The sequence below is a fragment of the Achromobacter sp. Bel genome (assembly GCF_012928505.1).
GTDB lineage: Bacteria > Pseudomonadota > Gammaproteobacteria > Burkholderiales > Burkholderiaceae_B > Achromobacter.
This window is the reverse complement of sequence record NZ_JABBJN010000019.1, coordinates 43,770-63,151: the sequence shown is the minus strand read 5'-3', so window position 1 is coordinate 63,151 and position 19,382 is coordinate 43,770. Positions and strand designations below refer to the sequence as shown.

Annotated in this window: 19 protein-coding genes; 10 read left to right on the top strand and 9 right to left on the bottom strand. The window is 66.1% G+C overall.

Going from position 1 to position 19,382, the window contains the following annotated elements; all coding sequences use genetic code 11:
* Window positions 1–2 precede the first annotated feature (2 nt).
* From HG262_RS14000 to HG262_RS13990, 3 genes are read right to left on the bottom strand one after another with little or no spacing between them, the layout of a single operon-like run.
* Window positions 3–629 carry an HAD hydrolase-like protein gene (locus HG262_RS14000; RefSeq protein WP_169271599.1) on the bottom strand — a complete coding sequence of 209 codons (627 nt, stop codon included), beginning with the start codon at window positions 627–629 and terminating at the stop codon, window positions 3–5.
* A gap of 30 nt (window positions 630–659) precedes the next feature.
* On the bottom strand, window positions 660–1,226 hold the full coding sequence (locus tag HG262_RS13995; protein ID WP_169271634.1) for a hypothetical protein: 567 nt from the start codon (window positions 1,224–1,226) through the stop codon (window positions 660–662).
* A gap of 36 nt (window positions 1,227–1,262) precedes the next feature.
* Window positions 1,263–1,850, bottom strand: a complete 588-nt coding sequence (locus HG262_RS13990) for a TIGR00730 family Rossman fold protein (RefSeq protein WP_169271598.1) — start codon at window positions 1,848–1,850, stop codon at window positions 1,263–1,265.
* A gap of 232 nt (window positions 1,851–2,082) precedes the next feature.
* On the opposite strand from HG262_RS13990, the gene HG262_RS13985 reads away from it, so the two are divergent.
* Window positions 2,083–2,643, top strand: coding sequence for a ferritin-like domain-containing protein (locus HG262_RS13985; RefSeq protein ID WP_169271597.1), 561 nt, complete (start codon window positions 2,083–2,085; stop codon window positions 2,641–2,643).
* 78 nt (window positions 2,644–2,721) lie between these two features.
* Here the strand turns inward: HG262_RS13985 and rimO are convergent, their stop codons facing one another.
* The 3 genes from rimO to HG262_RS13970 form a co-directional block, all read right to left on the bottom strand.
* Window positions 2,722–4,068 (bottom strand): 30S ribosomal protein S12 methylthiotransferase RimO, encoded by a 1,347-nt coding sequence (gene rimO / locus HG262_RS13980; RefSeq protein WP_169271633.1) that lies wholly within the window; start codon window positions 4,066–4,068, stop codon window positions 2,722–2,724.
* A gap of 148 nt (window positions 4,069–4,216) precedes the next feature.
* On the bottom strand, window positions 4,217–4,468 hold the full coding sequence (locus HG262_RS13975; protein ID WP_169271596.1) for a helix-turn-helix domain-containing protein: 252 nt from the start codon (window positions 4,466–4,468) through the stop codon (window positions 4,217–4,219).
* A gap of 237 nt (window positions 4,469–4,705) precedes the next feature.
* Window positions 4,706–5,338 carry a LysE family translocator gene (locus tag HG262_RS13970; protein WP_169271595.1) on the bottom strand — a complete coding sequence of 211 codons (633 nt, stop codon included), beginning with the start codon at window positions 5,336–5,338 and terminating at the stop codon, window positions 4,706–4,708.
* Between the two features lie 96 nt (window positions 5,339–5,434).
* Here HG262_RS13970 and rsmB point away from each other — a divergent pair, with 96 nt between their 5' ends.
* The 7 genes from rsmB to HG262_RS13935 all read left to right on the top strand — a co-directional run bounded on the left by rsmB (window position 5,435) and on the right by HG262_RS13935 (window position 14,885).
* Window positions 5,435–6,772, top strand: a complete 1,338-nt coding sequence (gene rsmB / locus HG262_RS13965; protein WP_169271594.1) for a 16S rRNA (cytosine(967)-C(5))-methyltransferase RsmB — start codon at window positions 5,435–5,437, stop codon at window positions 6,770–6,772.
* A gap of 18 nt (window positions 6,773–6,790) precedes the next feature.
* A complete protein-coding gene (locus HG262_RS13960; RefSeq protein WP_169271593.1) occupies window positions 6,791–7,402 on the top strand; it encodes a DUF4390 domain-containing protein in 612 nt (203 codons plus the stop codon).
* Complete coding sequence (locus HG262_RS13955; protein ID WP_169271592.1) at window positions 7,399–9,714, top strand: ATP-binding protein; 2,316 nt, start codon at window positions 7,399–7,401, stop codon at window positions 9,712–9,714. The genes HG262_RS13960 and HG262_RS13955 overlap by 4 nt, the downstream gene beginning before the upstream one ends.
* A gap of 11 nt (window positions 9,715–9,725) precedes the next feature.
* Window positions 9,726–10,418, top strand: coding sequence for a response regulator (locus HG262_RS13950; RefSeq protein ID WP_169271591.1), 693 nt, complete (start codon window positions 9,726–9,728; stop codon window positions 10,416–10,418).
* A complete protein-coding gene (trkA, locus tag HG262_RS13945; protein WP_169271590.1) occupies window positions 10,415–11,794 on the top strand; it encodes a Trk system potassium transporter TrkA in 1,380 nt (459 codons plus the stop codon). The genes HG262_RS13950 and trkA overlap by 4 nt, the downstream gene beginning before the upstream one ends.
* A 52-nt stretch (window positions 11,795–11,846) precedes the next feature.
* Window positions 11,847–13,316: a potassium transporter TrkG gene (locus HG262_RS13940; protein WP_169271589.1), complete on the top strand. Its 1,470-nt coding sequence runs from the start codon at window positions 11,847–11,849 to the stop codon at window positions 13,314–13,316.
* A gap of 327 nt (window positions 13,317–13,643) precedes the next feature.
* Entirely contained in the window at window positions 13,644–14,885 is a 1,242-nt protein-coding gene (locus HG262_RS13935) for a YbdK family carboxylate-amine ligase (RefSeq protein ID WP_169271588.1), read from the top strand.
* 24 nt (window positions 14,886–14,909) lie between these two features.
* Here the strand turns inward: HG262_RS13935 and HG262_RS13930 are convergent, their stop codons facing one another.
* Window positions 14,910–15,845: a methyltransferase domain-containing protein gene (locus HG262_RS13930; protein ID WP_169271587.1), complete on the bottom strand. Its 936-nt coding sequence runs from the start codon at window positions 15,843–15,845 to the stop codon at window positions 14,910–14,912.
* Between the two features lie 252 nt (window positions 15,846–16,097).
* Here HG262_RS13930 and HG262_RS13925 point away from each other — a divergent pair, with 252 nt between their 5' ends.
* Together HG262_RS13925 and HG262_RS13920 are read left to right on the top strand one after the other, a co-directional pair.
* Window positions 16,098–16,643 (top strand): phosphoribosyltransferase family protein, encoded by a 546-nt coding sequence (locus HG262_RS13925; RefSeq protein WP_248293355.1) that lies wholly within the window; start codon window positions 16,098–16,100, stop codon window positions 16,641–16,643.
* A gap of 137 nt (window positions 16,644–16,780) precedes the next feature.
* Window positions 16,781–17,251 carry a tRNA (cytidine(34)-2'-O)-methyltransferase gene (locus HG262_RS13920; RefSeq protein WP_088588732.1) on the top strand — a complete coding sequence of 157 codons (471 nt, stop codon included), beginning with the start codon at window positions 16,781–16,783 and terminating at the stop codon, window positions 17,249–17,251.
* Window positions 17,252–17,256: 5 nt separating this feature from the next.
* On the opposite strand, the gene HG262_RS13915 is transcribed toward HG262_RS13920, so the two are convergent.
* Both HG262_RS13915 and HG262_RS13910 read right to left on the bottom strand, forming a co-directional pair.
* Window positions 17,257–18,249 (bottom strand): tripartite tricarboxylate transporter substrate binding protein, encoded by a 993-nt coding sequence (locus HG262_RS13915; protein WP_169271586.1) that lies wholly within the window; start codon window positions 18,247–18,249, stop codon window positions 17,257–17,259.
* 50 nt (window positions 18,250–18,299) lie between these two features.
* Window positions 18,300–19,382 (bottom strand): NAD(P)H-dependent glycerol-3-phosphate dehydrogenase, encoded by a 1,083-nt coding sequence (locus HG262_RS13910; RefSeq protein WP_169271585.1) that lies wholly within the window; start codon window positions 19,380–19,382, stop codon window positions 18,300–18,302.

The window sequence follows — 19,382 nt, the reverse complement described above, 5'->3', positions numbered from 1 at the left end:
GTTCAGGTCAGGATGGCGGGCAGGTCGTCGACAGTCAGGAAAATCTCGTTGGGGCCGCGTTCGCGAAGGGCGTCTACATGGTTATAACCCCAGGCGACGGAACCCACGTGCACGCCCGCCTTGCGGGCGGCGTCGATGTCGCGCATTTCGTCGCCCACCAGCAGGAAGCGCTCGGGAGCGACCTCGTGCCGGCGCATCAGGCGGTCGATCTTGGCGGCCTTGCCGAACAGGTCGGTGCCGCATTCGTAGTCGTCGAACAGGGCGGCGACATCCGGGCCCAGCACGCGCTGTACGTTTTCGATGGAGTTCGAACTGATCACCGCCAGCCGCAGTCCGTCGGCCTTCAGGCGCGCGAGCACCTCGGGGATGCCGTCGAACAGATGCACGCTGGGATCGATGTCCTGCATCAGGGTGCGCACGTGCGACATGATCGCAGGCAGCTTCCACAGCGGAATTCCCAGGAACTTCAGGATCTCGGAGGCTTCGCGGTGGCGCAGGTTCTCGCGTTCCGACAGGTCGATCTTGCGGAAGCCGTACTTGTCGGCCACGGTGTTCAGGATGGAATTGAACCAGGGCATGGTGTCGGCCAGGGTTCCGTCAAAATCAAAAGCGGCGATGTCGTATTTCAAGTAAGGATCCGGTAGACGGCTGAGGCGTGGCTACAAGCCGTTGGGGTGAAGCAGATAGTGGACGACCGGCGCCAGGGCTTCCAGCGGGGGAGCGCTGGCCACGACGCGGGCGGCGTTCGTCCAGGGGTAATCCAGCGCCAGCAGCCAGCCGAAGACGGCGGCCATGTCGCCCGGGGGGAGCGTCACCATGGTTTCGATCGTGATGGTCAGGTCCGTGGCGCGGTATGGGTCGGCCTGGAATTTCCAGTCGTAACGGCCGCAGCCCACGCGCACGTTGCCGGTGGCTTTCTCGGTCATGGCCACGATCCAGTCACATTGGTAGTCGGGCAGACAGGCGCCTGGCGCCGGCCGCGACAGATAGAACGTGTAGACGTTGTCGTAAGTCTGGCCGAACTTGCGCACCAGCGTGTCGGCGATCGCCGCCAAGCCGTGCGATTCAGGGGGGAAGGCGATGGCCTGCGTGCGCAGCGCCATTTTCAGCACGGCGCCGTCCGCGAATGCGCGCGCCATGTAGTGCGGGCGATTCTCGTCCTTGGCGTGGAAATAGTCGCGCAGTACGGACTCGGTGCAGGAAGGGGACGACGATTCGGGCGTCATTGCGTGGGTTTCCATGTGGGTCATGAAAAGGCGGTTTCAGGCCTTGATGGGGTCGAACCACTTCGAGACATTGGGTGCCTCGTAGAGGGCATAGCGGTCCAGCAAAACGGCGGGGTCTTCTTCCACCACCAGCATGTCGCGGTGCTGGGGGCGGATGAACGCTTCGTCAACGGCATGGTCCACGAACTGCACCAGCGCGTCGTAGTAGCCTGCGATGTTCAGCAGGCCGCAGGGTTTCTGGTGCATGTTCAACTGCGCCCAGGTCCAGACTTCGAAGAACTCCTCCAGCGTGCCGGCGCCGCCGGGCAGCGCGATGAATCCGTCGGCCTTGTCGATCATCATGGCCTTGCGCTCGTGCATATTCTGCACCAGATGCAGTTCGGTCAGGCCGCGGTGCGCCTGTTCTTTCTTTTGCAGCAGTTCAGGGATCACGCCGATCACGCGGCCGCCGCCGGCCAGCACCTCATTGGCGACGACGCCCATGATGCCGACCACCGATCCGCCGTACACCAGGCCCAGGTCCCGCTTGACCAGTTCTCGCGCCAGCACGCGGGCCTGCTCGATGTAGTCCGGGCGCGAGCCCGGATTCGAGCCGCAATACACGCAAATGTTCTTCAGAGTCATAAAAGGTCGGAGATAGCCGGTCCCGTTACAGATTGCGTCACGGGCTTTTCGGGAAGCCGATAGTTTACGCAAGGTTTGATGAGGGATTCCGGCGGCCCGGGCGGGATGGCGAATTGGGGGCAGGAGCAATGTTTGGACACAGCAAGATTGGCCATGATCGGTAGACTGAGTTGTTCGGTACGACTGGAAATCCAGCGTCGTAGTGCTTTCACTAACCCGAGGAGCTAACGATATGGAACACGCAACCCAAAACGGCCAGAAGGCAAACCGTCCTTTCGACATGGACGTGAAGGCTATCCGTGCCAAGGCGCGCCAGGACATTGAATCGGGGGCGGTCACGGATAGCTACCGCGCCGACCGGCAGACGGTGCTGAAGCTGTTGAACGAAGCGCTGGCCACCGAGATCGTCTGTGTGCTGCGCTACAAGCGCCACTTCTTCATGGCCCGCGGCCTGAATGCCGAACCGGTCGCAGCGGAGTTCGCCGAACACGCCATGCAAGAGCAAGAGCACGCGGATCGCCTGGCCGAACGCATCGTGCAATTGGGCGGCGAGCCGAACTTGTCGCCCAAGGGCCTCCTGGAGCGCAGCCATTCAGAATACGTCGAAGGCGCCACGCTGGAAGAGATGATCAAGGAAAACCTGATCGCCGAGCGCATCGCCATCGACAGCTACCGGCAGATGATCGATTACCTGGGCGAACAGGATTCCACCACGCGCCGCATGTTGGAAGAGATCCTGGCGGTGGAAGAGGAACACGCCGACGACATGTCGGACCTTCTGGTCAAGCCGTAAGCAAGACGGCGTAAAAAAACCCGGCCTCGCGAGGCCGGGTTTTGTGTTGCAGCGCTGGCCTGAGCCTTGCCGCATCGATCAGATCGCGTCGCCCCAGAGGTCGTATTCGTCGGAATCGGTGACGCGCACGCGCACCATGTCGCCTGCCGCAAGCGGCTTGTCCGAACTGACGTAGACACAGCCATCGATTTCGGGCGCGTCGGCGCTGCTGCGGCCGACGGCGCCGTCTTCGTCCACTTCATCGATCAGCACGTCGATCTCGCGGCCGACCTTGCGGGCCAGGCGCGCGGTCGAGATCCCCTGCTGCAATTCCATGAAGCGTTCCCAGCGGTCTTGCTTCACGTCATCCGGCACGGGGTTGTCCAGCAGGTTCGCGGGCGCGCCTTCCACCGGCGAATACTGGAAGCAGCCCACGCGGTCCAGCTGCGCTTCCTGCATCCAGTCCAGCAGGTACTGGAAGTCTTCCTCGGTTTCGCCGGGGAAGCCGACGATGAAGGTCGAACGGATGGTCAGGTCAGGGCAGATTTCGCGCCAGCGCTTGATGCGCGCCAGGGTCTTGTCTTCGAAGGCCGGGCGCTTCATGGCCTTCAGGATGCGCGGGCTGGCGTGCTGGAAGGGGATGTCCAGGTACGGCAGGATCTTGCCTTGCGCCATCAGCGGGATCACTTCGTCCACGTGCGGGTACGGGTACACATAGTGCAGGCGCGTCCAGACGCCCATTTCGGACAAGGCCAGGCAGAGCTCGGTCATGCGGGTCTTGACGGGGCGGCCGTTCCAGAAGCCGCTGCGGAACTTCACGTCCACGCCGTAGGCGCTGGTGTCTTGCGAGATCACCAGCATTTCCTTCACGCCAGCCTTGACCAGGCGCTCGGCTTCGCTTAGCACGTCGCCCACCGGGCGGCTGACCAGGTCGCCGCGCATCGACGGGATGATGCAGAAGCTGCAGCGGTGATTACAGCCTTCCGAGATCTTCAGGTAGGCGTAGTGGCGCGGCGTGAGCTTGACGCCTTGCGGAGGCACCAGGTCCAGATAGGGGTTGTGGTCTTTCTTGGGCGGGGCGGCGTCGTGCACGGCGCGTACCACCTCTTCATACTGCTGGGGGCCGGTCACCGACAGCACGCTGGGGTGCACCTGGCGGATCACCGATTCCTCGACGCCCATGCAGCCGGTGACGATGACGCGGCCGTTCTCGGCAAGCGCTTCGCCGATGGCTTCCAGCGATTCCGCCTTGGCGCTGTCGATGAATCCACAGGTGTTGACGACGACGACGTCCGCGTCGTTGTATTCGGGCGTGACTTCGTACCCTTCGGTGCGCAGTTGCGTCAGGATGCGTTCGGAGTCGACCAGGGCTTTCGGACACCCCAGCGACACGAATCCCACGCGCGGCGCGCGACCCGGATCCGCGCCCTTCGCGGCGGCCGTGATGGCCTGCAGCGTCGAGCCGCTGTCATTACTGACGGAAGTGCCGGCGCCTTTGCCGGGCCGGGATTGCTCAAGAATTTCCAATCTGGTTCACCGTAGGTTCGCGCACCGGCTCATGCGGTGCGGCGGGGTATTCGTCAAATATTCGGGTTTAGGCGGGTTTGCCTGGGTGGCGGGGCGGCAGGTCGCGCAGCGTTTCCGGGTGGAGGATGGCCACTTGCAGCAGGGTCTGAGCCGCGCCCGACGGATGGCGGCGGCCCTGTTCCCAATCCTGCAAGGTGCGCACGCTGACGCCCAGCAATTGCGCGAAATCCGCTTGCGGCAAACCGACGCGGCTGCGCGCTTCGCTGATATGCGACGCCTGCCACCGGGCGGGAAGCGCCGGCGGAGCTGCTTTCTTCATGACTCTTTCAATTTACGGGCAGCGCCGCCTCTGGCCATCGCCTGGATTCATGCGATGCGCGGGGAGCAGCAACTGCGGGGACGCGGAGGATTATACGGCAATGCCGTAGGGCACGATAGCAAACCGGGTTCCATGGCGCGGCAGGGCTCGGTACCGGACGCGGCAACGCCTCGCCAGCAATGAGGGGGACCGGGTGGCGAAAGGTCTGTCCCTTTTTTAATCGAAGTCCGCAATGCCCTACGGCGCCCCGCGCCGGTACAGTGCCAGCGTTCCTGCCAGTCCGATCATCAGGCTGCCGCACACGCGGTTCAGCCAGCGCAGGCCCGACCCCTGGAAGGCGCGCACCAGTTGGGCGCCCAGCGTGGCGTAGACCAGCATCGTCAAGATATTGATGGTGGCCAGGACGCAGGCCACGATGGCGTACTGGGTCGCCAGCGGTGCTTGCGGGTCGATGAACTGGGGCAGGAAGGCCGACATGAACAGCAGCGCCTTGGGGTTGGTCAGCGCCACCATGAAGCTGCGCAGCCCCAGCGCCAGGCCCACGGGCCGGTCCGCGCCGGCCGCGGCCGACGGCAGGATCAGCGCCGCGTCCGAGCGCAGCATCTTCCAGCCCAGATAGGCCAGATATGCCGCGCCCACCCATTTGATGAGCTGGAAGGCGACTTCGGACGCCGCCAGCACCACGCCCAGGCCGGAGGCCACGGCACCGACCAGGATCAGGTCCGCCAGCACGGCGCCGGCCATCCCCCAGCCCGCCGCGCGCACGCCATGGCGTGAGCCGTTGCTCAGGGCCAGCAGGGTCGTGGGGCCCGGCGTCACGATAGCGACGGCCGAAGCCAGGATGAACAGTAGCAGCGTGGCGGTGGTCATGAAGAAAGCGCTCCCGGGGAGGGGCCAGTTTGACGCGCGCGCGGCCATTCGTCCAGGTCCGGCTACCATATCGGTCTTATCCTCTGAATTCCCACCATGTCCACGCGTTCCGACTCCCCCCATCTGGCCCCCCCGCTTTCCTCCGTTCTTCTTTCCAGCGCGGGGGTGGTCGAGGGCGTGCTGGACGGCCGTTCCCTGACGGACGCGTTGACGGACGTCAGTTCCGCCCTGCGCCCGGCCACCCAGGCCGTGTCGTTCCATGCGATGCGCTATCTGGGCTGGGCCGACGCCGTGGGCCGCGAACTCGTCCAGCGCTATCCCAGCGTGCTGTTCGAATCGCTGCTGCTGGTGTCCCTGACCTTGCTGAAAGAAGAGGGCGACGCCGCCTCCGCGCTGCCCGGCATGCCGGTATACGCCCCGCACACGGTGGTGGACCAGGCCGTGACGGCTGCGTCCAATACCCGCGCGCTGGCCTCCTTCAAGGGCATGCTCAACGCCTGCCTGCGCCGTTTCCTGCGCGAGCGTGCGGCGCTGGAAGCTGCGGTGGCCGATAGCCCCGAGGCCCAATGGAACCACCCCGGCTGGTGGGTCAAGCAACTGGGCGTGGCCTATCCGCAGCAATGGCGCGAGATCCTGGCTTCGGCCAACGTGCCCGCCCCGCTGACCTTGCGCGTGAACCGCCGCCGCGCCAGCCGCGAGCAGGTGCTGGCGGCCTTCCAGGACGCCGGCCTGTCGGCGGAACCGGTGGGCCAGGCGGGCCTCGTGATGAGCAGCCCCAAACCCGTGACCCAATTGCCCGGTTTCGCGGAAGGCTGGTGGTCGGTGCAGGACGCCGGCGCGCAGCTGGCGGCCGAACTGCTGGCGCCGGCCGACGGCATGCGTGTGCTGGACGCCTGCTCGGCGCCTGGCGGCAAGACCGCCCACCTGCTGGAGCTGGCTGATATCGACCTGGTGGCGCTGGACGCCGACGGCGAACGGCTGGAACGGGTGGAGCAGAACCTGGACCGCCTGGGCCTGGCCAGCAAACGCGTCCAGCTGCAAGCCGCCGACGCGTCCGACCTGGACGCCTGGTGGGACGGCAAGCCGTTTGACGCGGTGCTGGCGGACGTGCCTTGCACGGCGTCGGGCATCGTGCGCCGCCACCCCGACATCCGCTGGCTGCGCCGCGAAAACGATGTGCGCCGCACGGCCACGCTGCAGGCCAAGATCCTGGATTCGCTGTGGCAGACCGTCGCGCCCGGCGGCCGCTTGCTCTATGTGACGTGCTCGGTCTTCCCGATCGAAGGCGCGCGCCAGGCCCTGGAGTTCCTGCAGCGCCACCCCGAGGCCCAGCGGCTGGACGCTCCAGGCCAATTGCTGCCTGTTGCGGTCGATGCAACACCGGCAGCCCAACATGACGGGTTTTTCTACGCCCTGTTTGCCAAGCAGTCCTGAATCACCAAGAATAGGGGCATGACGGTGTTTCGGTGTCGTATGTCCATCATTTCGCGTTTATTTCTTGGGTTGTTGCTGGTATCCGCCTTGCTTTCCCTGGTGCCGGGCGGCGAGGTATATGGCGCCGAACCGAAGGTCGTGCGGGTCGAGCCGGTCGTGCGCAACGGCCGCCTGGAGATCGACGCGGACATCGAATTCGAACTGAACCAGCAGTTGCGGGACGCGGCCCAGCGCGGCGTCCCCCTGTATTTCACGGCCGACCTCACCATGACGCAGGAGCGCTGGTGGTGGTTCGACAAGTCCTTGGTCGACACGTCCCGCACGTGGCGGGTCGTCTATAACGCCCTGACCCGGCAATGGCGCGCGGGCGTGGGCGAACTGTCCTTCCCGGTGGCGTCGCTGGACGACGCCATGAGCGTCATCCGCCACATCCGCAACTGGTCGGTGGCGGATGCCGGCGACTTCGACGAAGGGGTGCTGTACGGCGGTCAGCTCCGGCTGCGCCTGGACACCTCGCTCTTGCCCCGACCGTTCCAGGTGAACGCCTTGAACAGCAGCTCGTGGGCGCAGGGGACTCCCTGGATGGACTTCTCGTTCACGCTGAGCGGCAAGGAGAAAGATCCCTCATGAGGCTGTTGCTCCGGCTGGCCCTGATGGTGGGTGCCGTAAGCGGCCTGGCGTTGCTGGGGTTGCTGGCATGGTCCACGGGCAATGCCTCGCGCTTTGCGCGCTACTACGACACGCTGCTGGTGCTGAACGGCATTTTCGCGCTTGCGCTCTTTATCTGGGTGGTGGCGCTGACGGTGCGGCTGGCGCGCCAGATCCGGCGCCGCCAGTTCGGCGCCCGCCTGACGGCGCGCTTTTCGCTGGCGTTCGCGCTGATCGGCGTGGTCCCCGGCGCCTTGATCTACACCGTGTCGGTGCAGTTCATGTCGCGCTCCATCGAATCCTGGTTCAACGTGCGGGTGGACACGGCGCTGGAGGCGGGCCTGAACCTGGGCCGCGCCGCGCTGGATTCGCTGCTGGCCGACCTGGATGCGCGCGCGCGCTCCATGGCGATGGAGTTGAACCGCAGCACCGACAGCGGCGTGATGCTGGCCTTGACCCGGCTGCGCGAAACCAATGGCGTGCAAGAGGCCATGGTGTTCACCGGTGGCGGGCGCATGGTGGCGTTTTCCACCAGCCAATATGGCCAGTTGCTGCCCGCAATGCCGCCGTCGACGGTCATGAACCAGCTGCGGCTGGCGCGCGGCTATTCCGCCGCCGAGGCCGATGACCCGGTCACGGCGGGCGCCGAGGGCGGCCTGCACCTGCGCGTGGTGATTCCGCTGACCGGGCCCGACCGCTACGACAACCTGCTGGGCGCGGCGTCCGAACCGCGCTGGCTGCAATTGCTGCAACCCGTGCCGGAGCAGATCGCGCACAACGCCAATCTGGTGCAGCAGGGCTTTCGCGACTACCAAGAGCTTGCGCTATCCCGCCTGGGGCTGCGCAAGCTCTACGGCATCACGCTGACGCTGGCGCTGCTGCTGGCCGCGTTCGGCGCCATCGCGGTGGCGCTATCGCTGTCCAAGCGCCTGGTGCGGCCGTTGCTGAGCCTGGCCGGCGGCACCCAAGCCGTGGGCGTGGGCGACTACCGCCCGCTGCCCGAGCCGCCCGAGCGCGACGAAGTCGGCCAGTTGACGCGGTCGTTCAACGCCATGACGCGCCAGCTGGACGAGGCCCGGCGCATGGTCGAAAGCAACCGCCAGCAGCTGGAGCGGTCCAACGTCTATCTGGAAAGCGTGCTGTCCAACCTGTCGTCCGGGGTGCTGGTCTTTGACGAATCGTTCCGCGTCACCACGGTCAACCAGGGCGCCCAAACCATCCTGGGGGTGGATCTGCGGTCGGTGATCGGCCGTCCGCTGGAAACCGTGGACGGCATGCTGGAATTCGCCAATATCGTCCGCCAGGCGTTTTCGACCCACGCGGCCGTGGGGTCCGAGCGCCAGCACTGGCAACAGCAGTTCGAAATCAGCCCGGCCCAGGGCGACGCGCCCGCCGCGCCGCAGCCGCTGACCCTGCTGGCGCGCGGCACCCACCTGCGGGTGGACGGGCGCGGCAACGGGTATCTGGTCGTGTTCGACGATATTACCGAAGTGATTTCGGCCAACCGGACCGTGGCCTGGGGCGAAGTGGCCCGCCGGCTGGCGCACGAGATCAAGAACCCGCTGACCCCCATCCAGCTGTCGGCCGAGCGCCTGGCCATGAAGCTGGAAGGCAAGCTGCAGCCGGCCGAGGCGCAGATCGTCGAGCGTTCCACCAACACCATCGTCAACCAGGTGGCGTCGCTCAAGCAGATGGTGGACGATTTCCGCGAGTACGCCCGCACGCCGCCGGCTGTCATGCAGCGCATCGATTTCAACGCGCTGGTGGCCGACGTGCTGTCGCTGTACGGCTGGGAACCGGACGGCGGTTCGTCCCGCCTGACCGGCAAGGCGCTGAACCTGGACGTGAACCTGGGGGCGGACCTGCCGGCGATCGAAGGCGATCCGACGCAGCTTCGCCAGGTGATCCACAACCTGATGTCCAACGCCCGCGACGCAATCGCCGAACTGGGCGGCGAGGGGCGGGTCAGCGTGACGACCCAACTGATGCGCAGCGAACAGCCTGACCGGGCCGATCAGCAGGCACTGAGATTTACCGTTGCCGACACCGGGCCGGGCTTCCCGCCGCAGGTGATGCAGCGCGCGTTCGAGCCCTACGTAACCACCAAGTCCCACGGGACTGGGTTAGGATTGGCTATCGTACGCAAGATTGTGGAAGAGCATGGCGGACGTATCGACCTTGCCAACCGCAAGGAAGGAGGCGCGCGGATTTCCATCTTGTTGACCCGGTTGGCTCCCGGGGCAGATACTATGGACGCGACCGCGCAAGAAAAGGATAATGCGGCTACGCAATAGGTGGATGCTTTATGGCCAGAATTCTGGTGGTTGACGACGAAGTCGGTATACGCGAGCTTTTGTCGGAGATCCTTTACGACGAAGGACACACGGTCGAGTTGGCCGAAAACGCGGCGCAAGCGCGCGCCGCACGCCTTCGCATGCGTCCTGATCTGGTGTTGCTGGACATCTGGATGCCCGACACCGATGGCGTGAGCCTGCTGAAAGAGTGGGGCTCGCAAGGCCTGCTCGATATGCCCGTGATCATGATGAGCGGCCACGCCACCATCGACACGGCGGTCGAGGCCACGCGCATCGGCGCCATGGATTTCCTGGAAAAACCGATCACGCTGCAACGTCTGCTGAAGACCGTCGCGGCGGGATTGGCGCGCGGGCGCGCCCCGCATCCGGCGCCTGCCGCCGTGCATCCGGCCACCGCCAACGCCACCGTGGCGCTGGAAGACGAGCTCGACCCCCCGGTCCTGGCCGCGGCGCCGCCCAACGAAGTGCCGGTCACGTCCAACGGCCAGCTGGGCAGCATTTCGCTGGACCAGCCGCTGCGCGAAGCGCGCGACGAATTCGAGCGCATCTATTTTGAATACCACCTGGTCCGCGAAAGCCACAGCATGACGCGCGTGTCCGAACGCACCGGGTTGGAACGCACTCACCTCTACCGCAAGCTCAAGCAATTGGGCATCGAGTCGGCGCGCAAGCGCAGCACATGAAGATCTTGATCATGGGCGCTGGTCGCGTAGGCACCAGCGTGGCCGAAAACCTGGTGTCCGAAGAAAACGACATCACCGTGGTGGATACCGACGCCACGCAACTTCGGTACTTGCAAGAACACTTCGACCTGCGTGTCGTCCATGGCGACGGCTCGCAGGTGTCGGTGTTGGAAGCTGCCGGCGCGGTCGACACCGACTTGTTCATTGCCTGTGCGGCCTCCGACACGGCCAATATGGTGGCGTGCAAGATCGCCCGCCAGCTGTTCAACATCCCCCGCCGCATTGCCCGCATCCGCTCGGCCGAGTTCCCGGAACACCCGGAACTGATGAGCGAAGAGGGCTTTTGCATCGACGCCCTGATCAGCCCCGAACGCAGCGTCACCACCTATCTGCACAGCCTGATCGAATTCCCTGAGGCCTTGCAGGTCGTGGAATTCGCCGAAGGCCGCGTTTGCGTGGTGACCGTGCGGGTGGGGCATGGCAGCCCGATGGCGCATTCCTCTGTCGACAAGCTGCGCGACGTCTGGCCCGACGTGAAGGCGCGTGTGATCGACGTGCTGCGCGGCGGCCGGCCGCTGCGGGCGGGTAGCGGCACCGTCATCGCCCCGGGCGACGAGGTCGTGCTGGTGGTGGATTCACGCGATGCGCGCCGCGCCGTGCGCCAATTGCGCGAAGCCGAGCGTGCCGTGCGCCGCGTGATGATCGCGGGCGGCGGCAACATCGGCCTGCGCCTGGCGCGCCAGCTAGCCGAAGAAAAATACAGCGTCCGCATCATCGAACGCGACCTCAAGCGCTGCGAATACCTGGCGACCCAGTTGCCCGACAGCGTGCTGGTCCTGCACGGCAGCGGCACGGACGAAGCCCTGTTGGAACGCGAGAACATCGAAGACATGGACACGTGGCTGGCGCTGACCAGCGACGACGAAGACAACATCATGTCGTCGCTGCTGGCCAAGCGCCTGGGCGCCCGCAAGGTGATCGCCCTGATCAACCGGCAGGCGTATGGCGAATTGATGCAGGGCAGCCACATCGATATCGCCGTGTCGCCGTCGCAGGCGACGATGAGCGAGCTGCTGCGCCACGTGCGCCGCGGCGACGTCGCGGCCGTGCACCGCCTGCGCCAGGGCGTGGCCGAGGCCCTGGAGGCCATCGCCCACGGCGACCGCTCGACCTCCAAGGTCGTGGGCCGGGCGGTGGGGCAGATCAGCCTGCCCAAGGGGGCCAGCATTGGCGCGCTGGTTCGTGGCGACGAAATCATTCTGCCGGACGCAGACACCGTGATCGAAACGGACGATCACGTGATCGTCTTCGTGCCGTCGCGCCGGCAGATGCCGCGCGTGGAAAAGCTGTTCCAAGTGTCGGCGTCGTTCTTCTGATGCGCACCCACCCCATACACCGCCGCGGGCCGCGCGCCGCAGGATAGGCCCCATGAAGCGCGTTCTGGGCACCCTCTATATCCTGGGCCTGACCATGGTGATGTTCGCCCTCACCATGCTGATCCCCTTGATGGTCGCATACGTAGGGGGCGACGCCGCGCGTAGCGCCTTCTTGAATGGATTCTTGCTTTCGATGGGTATCGGCGGTGCGATCGCCGCAGTGACGCGGCGCAGCCGCTGCGAATTGCGCGCTCGCGACGGTTTTGTGCTGGTGTCGGCGGTGTGGGCGGGCCTGCCGTTGCTGGCGGCGATCCCTCTACTGCTCTACTTTCACGGGGCGGGCTTGCCGCTGTCGTTCACCCTGGCTTATTTCGAAGCCATGTCGGGATTGACCACGACGGGGGCTACCGTGCTGAGCAATCTTGACGGGTTGCCGGCGTCCATCAATTTATGGCGCGCTACGCTGGTCTGGATCGGTGGCATGGGGATCCTGGTGCTGGCAGTGGCGATTTTGCCCCTGCTTGGCGTCGGCGGACATCAGGTTGTGCGGGCTGAGACGCCCGGTCCCATGAAGGACGAACGGCTTACGCCGCGCATCGCCAGCACCGCGAAGGCGTTGTACGCGGTGTACTTCGTGTTTTCAATACTCTGTTTCCTGGCATATCGCGCGGTGGGCCTGTCGTGGTTCGAGGCGTGGTGCCACATGGCCACCACGATGGGACTGGGGGGATTTTCCACGTGGGATGACGGCTTCGCGCATTTCGATTCCGTGGCGGTGGAAATGGTTGCCATGGTGTTTATGGTGATCGCCGGCATCAATTTCGCCACCCATTTCAACGCGTTCCGCCAGCGCAGCGCTAGCGCGTACATCCAATGCCCACAAGCCATTCCCTACCTGGTGGTCGTGCTTGGCGCAGGCCTGGTGATTTCAGTGTTCCTGTATATCAAAGGCGTCTACGCCGAGCCGCTGGAAGCGTTGCGTTATGGCATGTTCAACACCATTTCCATGGCCACCACCACGGGTTACGCCAATACGGACTTTGCCCAGTGGCCCTTGTTCGCGCCGCTGACCATGCTGTTGCTGTCGGGCTTTGCCACGTCGGCAGGTTCCACAGGCGGGGGGATCAAGATGATCCGCGCCATTTTGCTGGTCAAGCAGGCGCGCAATGAACTGGTAACAATGTTGCATCCGCATGCGGTCAGCCCGGTGCGCATTAACGACCGGGCGGTAGAAACGCGCACGATGTCCTCGGTGTTGGCTTTCATGCTGTTCTACGGCCTGTCCATTGCCGTCTTCACTAGCCTGCTGCTGCTATCGGGCTTGGATCCCATCACCGCGTTCTCGGCCGTTTTCGCCATGATCAACAATACGGGGCCGGGCCTTGGGCCGGTCGGACCCATGGGCAATTTTTCCGTGTTGTCCGATTTCCAGATTTGGGTCTGCACCTTCGCCATGCTGATCGGACGCCTGGAACTACTGACCGTCCTGGTGCTGTTCACGCCGATTTTCTGGCGTAAATAAGGGCCACCGGGCCCGGAATTTCATCAGGGATAACCCGAATCAGGGTTATCCCACCCGGTCTCGAAAACCGCTTCCCCACTGCGATTCCGGCCGCCATCGGCCCGCAACCCGCGCCATTTCTATGTTGTGAGCGCTTGCTCACCGCGCTTCAGAGGGTAAAACCGATTGCATCGCGATGTTGCACACAAATGTCACGATTTTCAATCGTTTTGCCACAAACCTGCGGCTATCATGCGTTCACAAGTCGCCGTCTAGTGCCCCCCGGGAAGTTGCCGGGCTTCAAGGTCGAACGGTGCGTCCCTCATCAAACATTCAAAGGAGTCCGAGATGGAACAGATCCCGTTCATTTCGTCGGCCCCCAACACCTTGGGCATCGAACTCGAGCTGCAACTGATCGACCCCCGTAGTTTTGATTTGACCGCAGCCTCTGACGAGCTGCTGGCCCAAATGGCCAACCATCCCATTGCCGACCGCGTTAAACCGGAAATCACGCGGTCCATGATCGAACTGAATTCCTCGGTGCATGAGCACCCCATGGGCCTCTTGGCCGAAATGCGCGAAATGCGCGACGCCCTGGTGGAAGCGGCCGACGCAGTCGGCGTGGCGGTTGCCGGCGGCGGCGCCCATCCCTTCATGCGCTGGCAAGAGCGCTCCATCTCGGATACGCCGCGCTTCCAGTACCTGGCCGAAATGTACGGTTACCTGGCGCGTCAATTTACGGTTTTCGGTCAGCACATCCACCTGGGTGTGAAAAGCGGCGACGACTCTATCAAACTGTTGCGTCGCCTGTCCCCGTATGTGCCGCACTTCATCGCGTTGTCGGCCTCGTCCCCGTATTGCGAGGGTGTCGATACCCTGTTTTCGTGCTCGCGCCTGAATGCGGTGAACAGCTTCCCGCTGGCTGGCCATATGCCGCCCGAGGTCAAGGACTGGTACCAGTTCGAGGCGCACCTGTCGCAACTGCGCGCCTATGGCGTGGCCGAGAGCATCAAAGACCTGTACTGGGACATCCGCCCGAAGCCGGAATTCGGCACGGTGGAGATCCGCGTGTGCGATACGCCGTTGACGGTCGAGCGCGCCTGCCAGATCGCGGCCTTCGCCCAGGCCTTGGCGGTCTTGCTGATGCGCGAGGACGACCCCAGCGACAACGCCTGGCTGTCTTACCGTACCAACCACTTCCAGGCCTGCCGTTTCGGCCTTCAGGGCAGCTACGTCACGCCGGAAGGCCAGCGCCTGCGCCTGATGGACCATCTGCGCGCGTTGTTCCAGCGGCTGATGCCTGTGGCGGAAGAACTGGGCACGGGCGACATGATCGCCACCCTGCGCGACGAAGCCATGCGCAGCGGCAACGATGCCCGCTGGCTGCGCAGCCAGTTCCATCGCCTGCGCGATTTGCCGCTGGTGGTGGACGCCATGACGCACACCTGGCGTGGCGAGCCGGCCGGGGCTGCCCCGGCGGAGCCTACGGCCGTGCTGCGCCGGCGCATCCGCGCCAACTCAGAGCCCATGCAGCCCTTGTCGGCGTCTGAACCCGGGGTCAGCGTGCCCTTGCCGGAACGCCTGCACTAAGCGGCCCCGTGGCGAGGCCCCGGTTCACGGGGTTCCGCGGTGCCGGCCGCCAATCGCGCTGACCGACAGCCGGGTCTCCCCGGCCACCGTGCGGTGCGTGGCGGCACGCCAGGCGTGGCCATAGGCCACTTCGATACTCAAGGCGATCAGGCCGTCGGGCCGGCGTTGCGCTTCCAGCGCGGCGCAGAGGCGGTCGCGCCAGTCGCGTCCGACCAGCCCGCCTCGGCGGCCCTCGGCGGGATTCCCGCCCAATGCACGGACATCCTGCAGCAGCTTTTCGGGGCTGCGGTAGGTCAGGGTCAGCAGTTCCTGGTCCATGACCGGGTCCGCAAAGCCGTTTTCCACCAGCAGATCGCCGAAGTCATGCATGTCCACGAAGGACGGTGTGGCGGTCGCAAGGCCGGCATCGGTCAACGCCTGGCGCAGTTCGCGCAGGGTGGCAGGTCCCAGACAGGAGAACATCGCCAGGCCGCCCACTTTCAGAATGCGACGCCATTCGGCCAGCACTGCGTGCGGGGTCCGGTGCCAGTGCATGGCCAGGTTCGACCACACCAGTTCCAGCGATTCGGGGGCCAGGCCGGTATCCGCCAGGTCGGCGTTGATGAAAGCGGGGGCCGACGGGCCGCGGCGGGCCAGCTTGCCGATCCAGGCGCCCAGGCCGGCGGGCGCATGGCGCTTGCGGGCCCGCTCCAGCAGCGGGTCGCAGTTATCCAGTCCGGTATAGGCGGCATCCGGATAGCGCTCGCGCAGCAGCGGCAGGTTGTCGCCTGCGCCGCAGCCCGCGTCCAGCATCGCCTGAGGCTGCACGCGGATGTACTGCAGGCGGCCGAGCATGCGGCGGGCCACTTCCCCATAGAGGAATTGCGCATCGGACAAGTCGCCGCGGCGGGCGAACTGCCGGGGCACGTCGGCACTGACGAGAGGAAGGGAGGGAAGCGGTACGGATTCTGGCAGGGACATTTCGGTCGCGCCCGCGTCTTCGCCGCGGGGCGGAACATGATTTCATGAGGGATGGCACACATTATTGCGCATCCCGGCGGCCGGGCCCGATTGCCCCTACAAGGCATGGGGCGGCGGCTGTGGTCCCGGATCGGTTGCGATTGCCCGTTATGCGGCGCGCGAGTGGCGGGCGCGCGGCTGTGCGGCGGCTGCGAAGCCGACATCACCGCCTTGCCCCGTGGCCGGCCCCGGTGTCCTTGCTGTGCGCTGCGGTTGCCCGCCACCGCGTCGACGTGCCCCGCCTGCCTGGGGGCGCCGCGGGCCTACGTACGCACCTTCGCGGCCTTCGAGTACGCGCCGCCCGCCGATGCCCTGATCCAGATGCTCAAGATCCGGCTGCGCCTGAGCATGGGGCCGGTCCTGGCGCGGCTGCTGGCCGCCGAGGTCCGGCGTGGCGGCGGGCTGCCTGCGGACGCCCTGCTGGTGCCCGTGCCCGCCGGCCGTGCGTCGCTGCGCCTGCGCGGCATGAACCCGGCCGGTGAAATCGCCCGGAGCCTGGCAGCCGAGCTGGCGCTACCCCTGGCGCGCGGGGCGCTGCGGCGGCTTCGCGAAACGCCCCGCCAGACATCGCTGGGGCGACGCGCCCGCCAGATCGGCGCGATGGGCCTGTTCGCGGGGGCGCCCCAGGTCCGCGGGCGTCACGTGGCGGTGGTGGACGACGTCATGACCACGGGCAGCACGGTCCAGGCGGCCGCAATCGCCTTGCTGGCGGCAGGTGCGGCTAGCGTGACGATCCTGGTGGCCGCGCGCACGCCCTGAGACAAGGCGATGGCTATGGGACGAGGGGCTGAAGAGCCAGGGATCGGGCGGGGGGCAGGGCGTCCCGACGGCAAATCGGCGACAATTCGGCTGCCCGGCCAATCTTGCGCCGTCGCCGTCCTTGGTCCCTATCCGCCATGTTTCACGTCATCCTCGTCTGCCCCGAGATTCCCCCCAATACCGGCAACGCCATCCGGCTATGCGCCAATACCGGCGCGCAACTGCATCTGGTGCGCCCTTTGGGTTTTGAACTGGACGACGCGCGCATGCGCCGCGCCGGCCTGGACTATCACGAGTGGCAGCCCGTGCGCGTGCATGACACGCTGCAAGAGGCGCTGGACGACACCGGCGCCGACGCCTCGAGCATCTACGCGCTGACCACGCAGGCGCAGCGCAGTGTGGCGGATATCGGTTTCAAACCGGGCGACGTGTTCGTGTTCGGCCGCGAAACGGCCGGGCTGTCGGCGGAGCATCAAGCGATGTTCGCGCCCCAGCAGCGCCTGCGGCTGCCGATGCGCGCGGGCCAGCGCAGCCTGAACCTGTCCAATGCGGTCGCGGTGACGGTGTTCGAAGCCTGGCGCCAGCAAGGCTTCGAAGGCGGCGTGTAGGACGCTTAATCCAGCGACAGCTTCAGCTTCTCGATCACCTGGTCCCAGCGCGCCTTTTCGTTCTTGATGCGGGCGGTCAGGGCTTCCGGCGTGGATGCCGCGGGGGTGAAGTATTGCAAGGCCAGCTGCTTGCGCACGGCCTCGCTGTCGATGATGCGGGCCAGTTCGCTGTTCAGCCGTTCGATGATCGGCGTCGGCGTGCCGGCGGGAACCAGCACGGCATTCCACGAAATGGCTTCGAAGTTGGGATAGCCTTGCGAGGCCATCGTCGGGATGCCCGGCAGCGCCTCGCTGGGTTGCAGGCTGGTCACCGCCAGCAGCTTGACCTTGCCGTCGCGGGCTTGCGGCACCGCAATCGCCGGCACCATGAAGCCGGCCTGCACGTCGCCGCCGATGATGGCGGTAATGACTTGCGGGAATCCGGAGTAGGGGATGTGCGCCAGGTCCACGCCGGCGCTTTCCTTGAACATCTCCATCGCCAGGTGGGCCGAACTGCCGGGGCCAACGGAACCGTAGTTCAGCGAATTGCCGCGGCCTTTGACCAGTTTGACGAAGTCCTGGACGTTATCGACCTTCAGGCTGCCCGGCACGACCAGCACGTTGGGGCTGGTGCCCACCAACGTGACGGGGGCCAGATCGGCAAGCGGGTCGTAGCCCAGCGTCTTCTTGTACAGCGTCGGCGCCGTGACCAGCGGCCCGTTGATCGTATAGAGCAGCGTGTAGCCGTCGGGCTTGGCCTGCGACACGATGCGCGTGCCGATGTTGCCGCCCGCACCCGGCTTGTTGTCGATGACGATCGGCTGGCCCAGCGCCTGCGACAGCGGTTCCGAGATCGTGCGCGCCAGGATGTCGGGGGACGATCCGGGCGGGAAGGGCACGACCATGTGGATGGGATGGTCGGGCCAGTCGGCATGGGCGGCGGCCGGCAACACGGCTGCCAGGCTGAGGCACAGGCCGCGCAGAAGCGGGCCGACCCGGAGTTTGCGGGTTTGCGTCATGAAGGATGTCTCCTCGGAATCGGTGCGGGTGTCTTGTTGTTGGGGGGGAGTCAGAGATGGCCGCCCAGCGACGGGTCCAGCGGGCCGCCCGCGTCCGCGCTTTCGTCGCGCGCATCGCGTGCCAGCAGGGCGGACACCGCGGTCATGGGCGCCACGCCGTCGAACAGCACGGCGCAGACGGCTTCAGTGATGGGCAATTCGACATTGATGGCGCGGGCCCGGTCCAGGGCGGCACGCGCGCAACGCACGCCTTCGGCCGTGATGCCGCTGGCCAGGATGTCGGCGAGCTTGCGGCCGGCGCCGATCTCCAGGCCCACGCGGCGGTTGCGCGACAGTTCGCCCGTGGCGGTCAGCACCAGGTCGCCCAGGCCGGTCAACCCGGCGAAGGTCTCGGCGCGGGCGCCCAGCGCCACGCCGAAGCGCGTCATTTCGGCCAGGCCGCGGGTGATCAGCGCGGCGCGGGCATTGGTGCCCAGCGCCAGTCCGTCGCCGATGCCGCAGGCGACCGCGATCACGTTCTTCAAGGCGCCGCCCACTTCCACGCCCACCAGGTCAGAGCTGGCGTAGACGCGCAGCGCGGCGCCATGGAAGGCGGCGGTGGTGGCGTCGCGCAAGGCGGCGCTGGTGCTGGCGACCGTCAGGGCCACCGGCAGGCCCTGGGCGACTTCGCGGGCGAATGAGGGGCCGGACAGCGCGCCGCCGACCGCGCCGGGCAGGGCCTCGCGCATGATTTCGTGGGGCAGCCTGGCCGTGTCGGCTTCAAAGCCCTTGCACGTCCAGACGATAGGGGTGTCCTGCAATCCCAAGGCGGGCAGCCGGCGCGACAGTTCGCCGCAAATGGCGGTCAGCCCGGCCACGGGCACGCCCAGCACGATCAGGCGGCGCGCGCCTTGGTCTTGCAGGCTGCGCAGCGTGGCGTCGAGATCGGAGGAGATATTCAGTGCCGGCGGCAGGGGAATGCCGGGCAGATAGCGCGCGTTCTCGTGCGTGGCGGCCATGCTGGCAGCCTGCGCGGCGTCGCGCGCCCAAAGCAGGGTGGCGTGGCGGCGGCTGGAGGCCGCCGCCAGCGCGGTGCCCCAACTTCCCGCACCCAGGACGGCGACGCGCAGGCGCGGCTCTGTGGGATTGTTCAT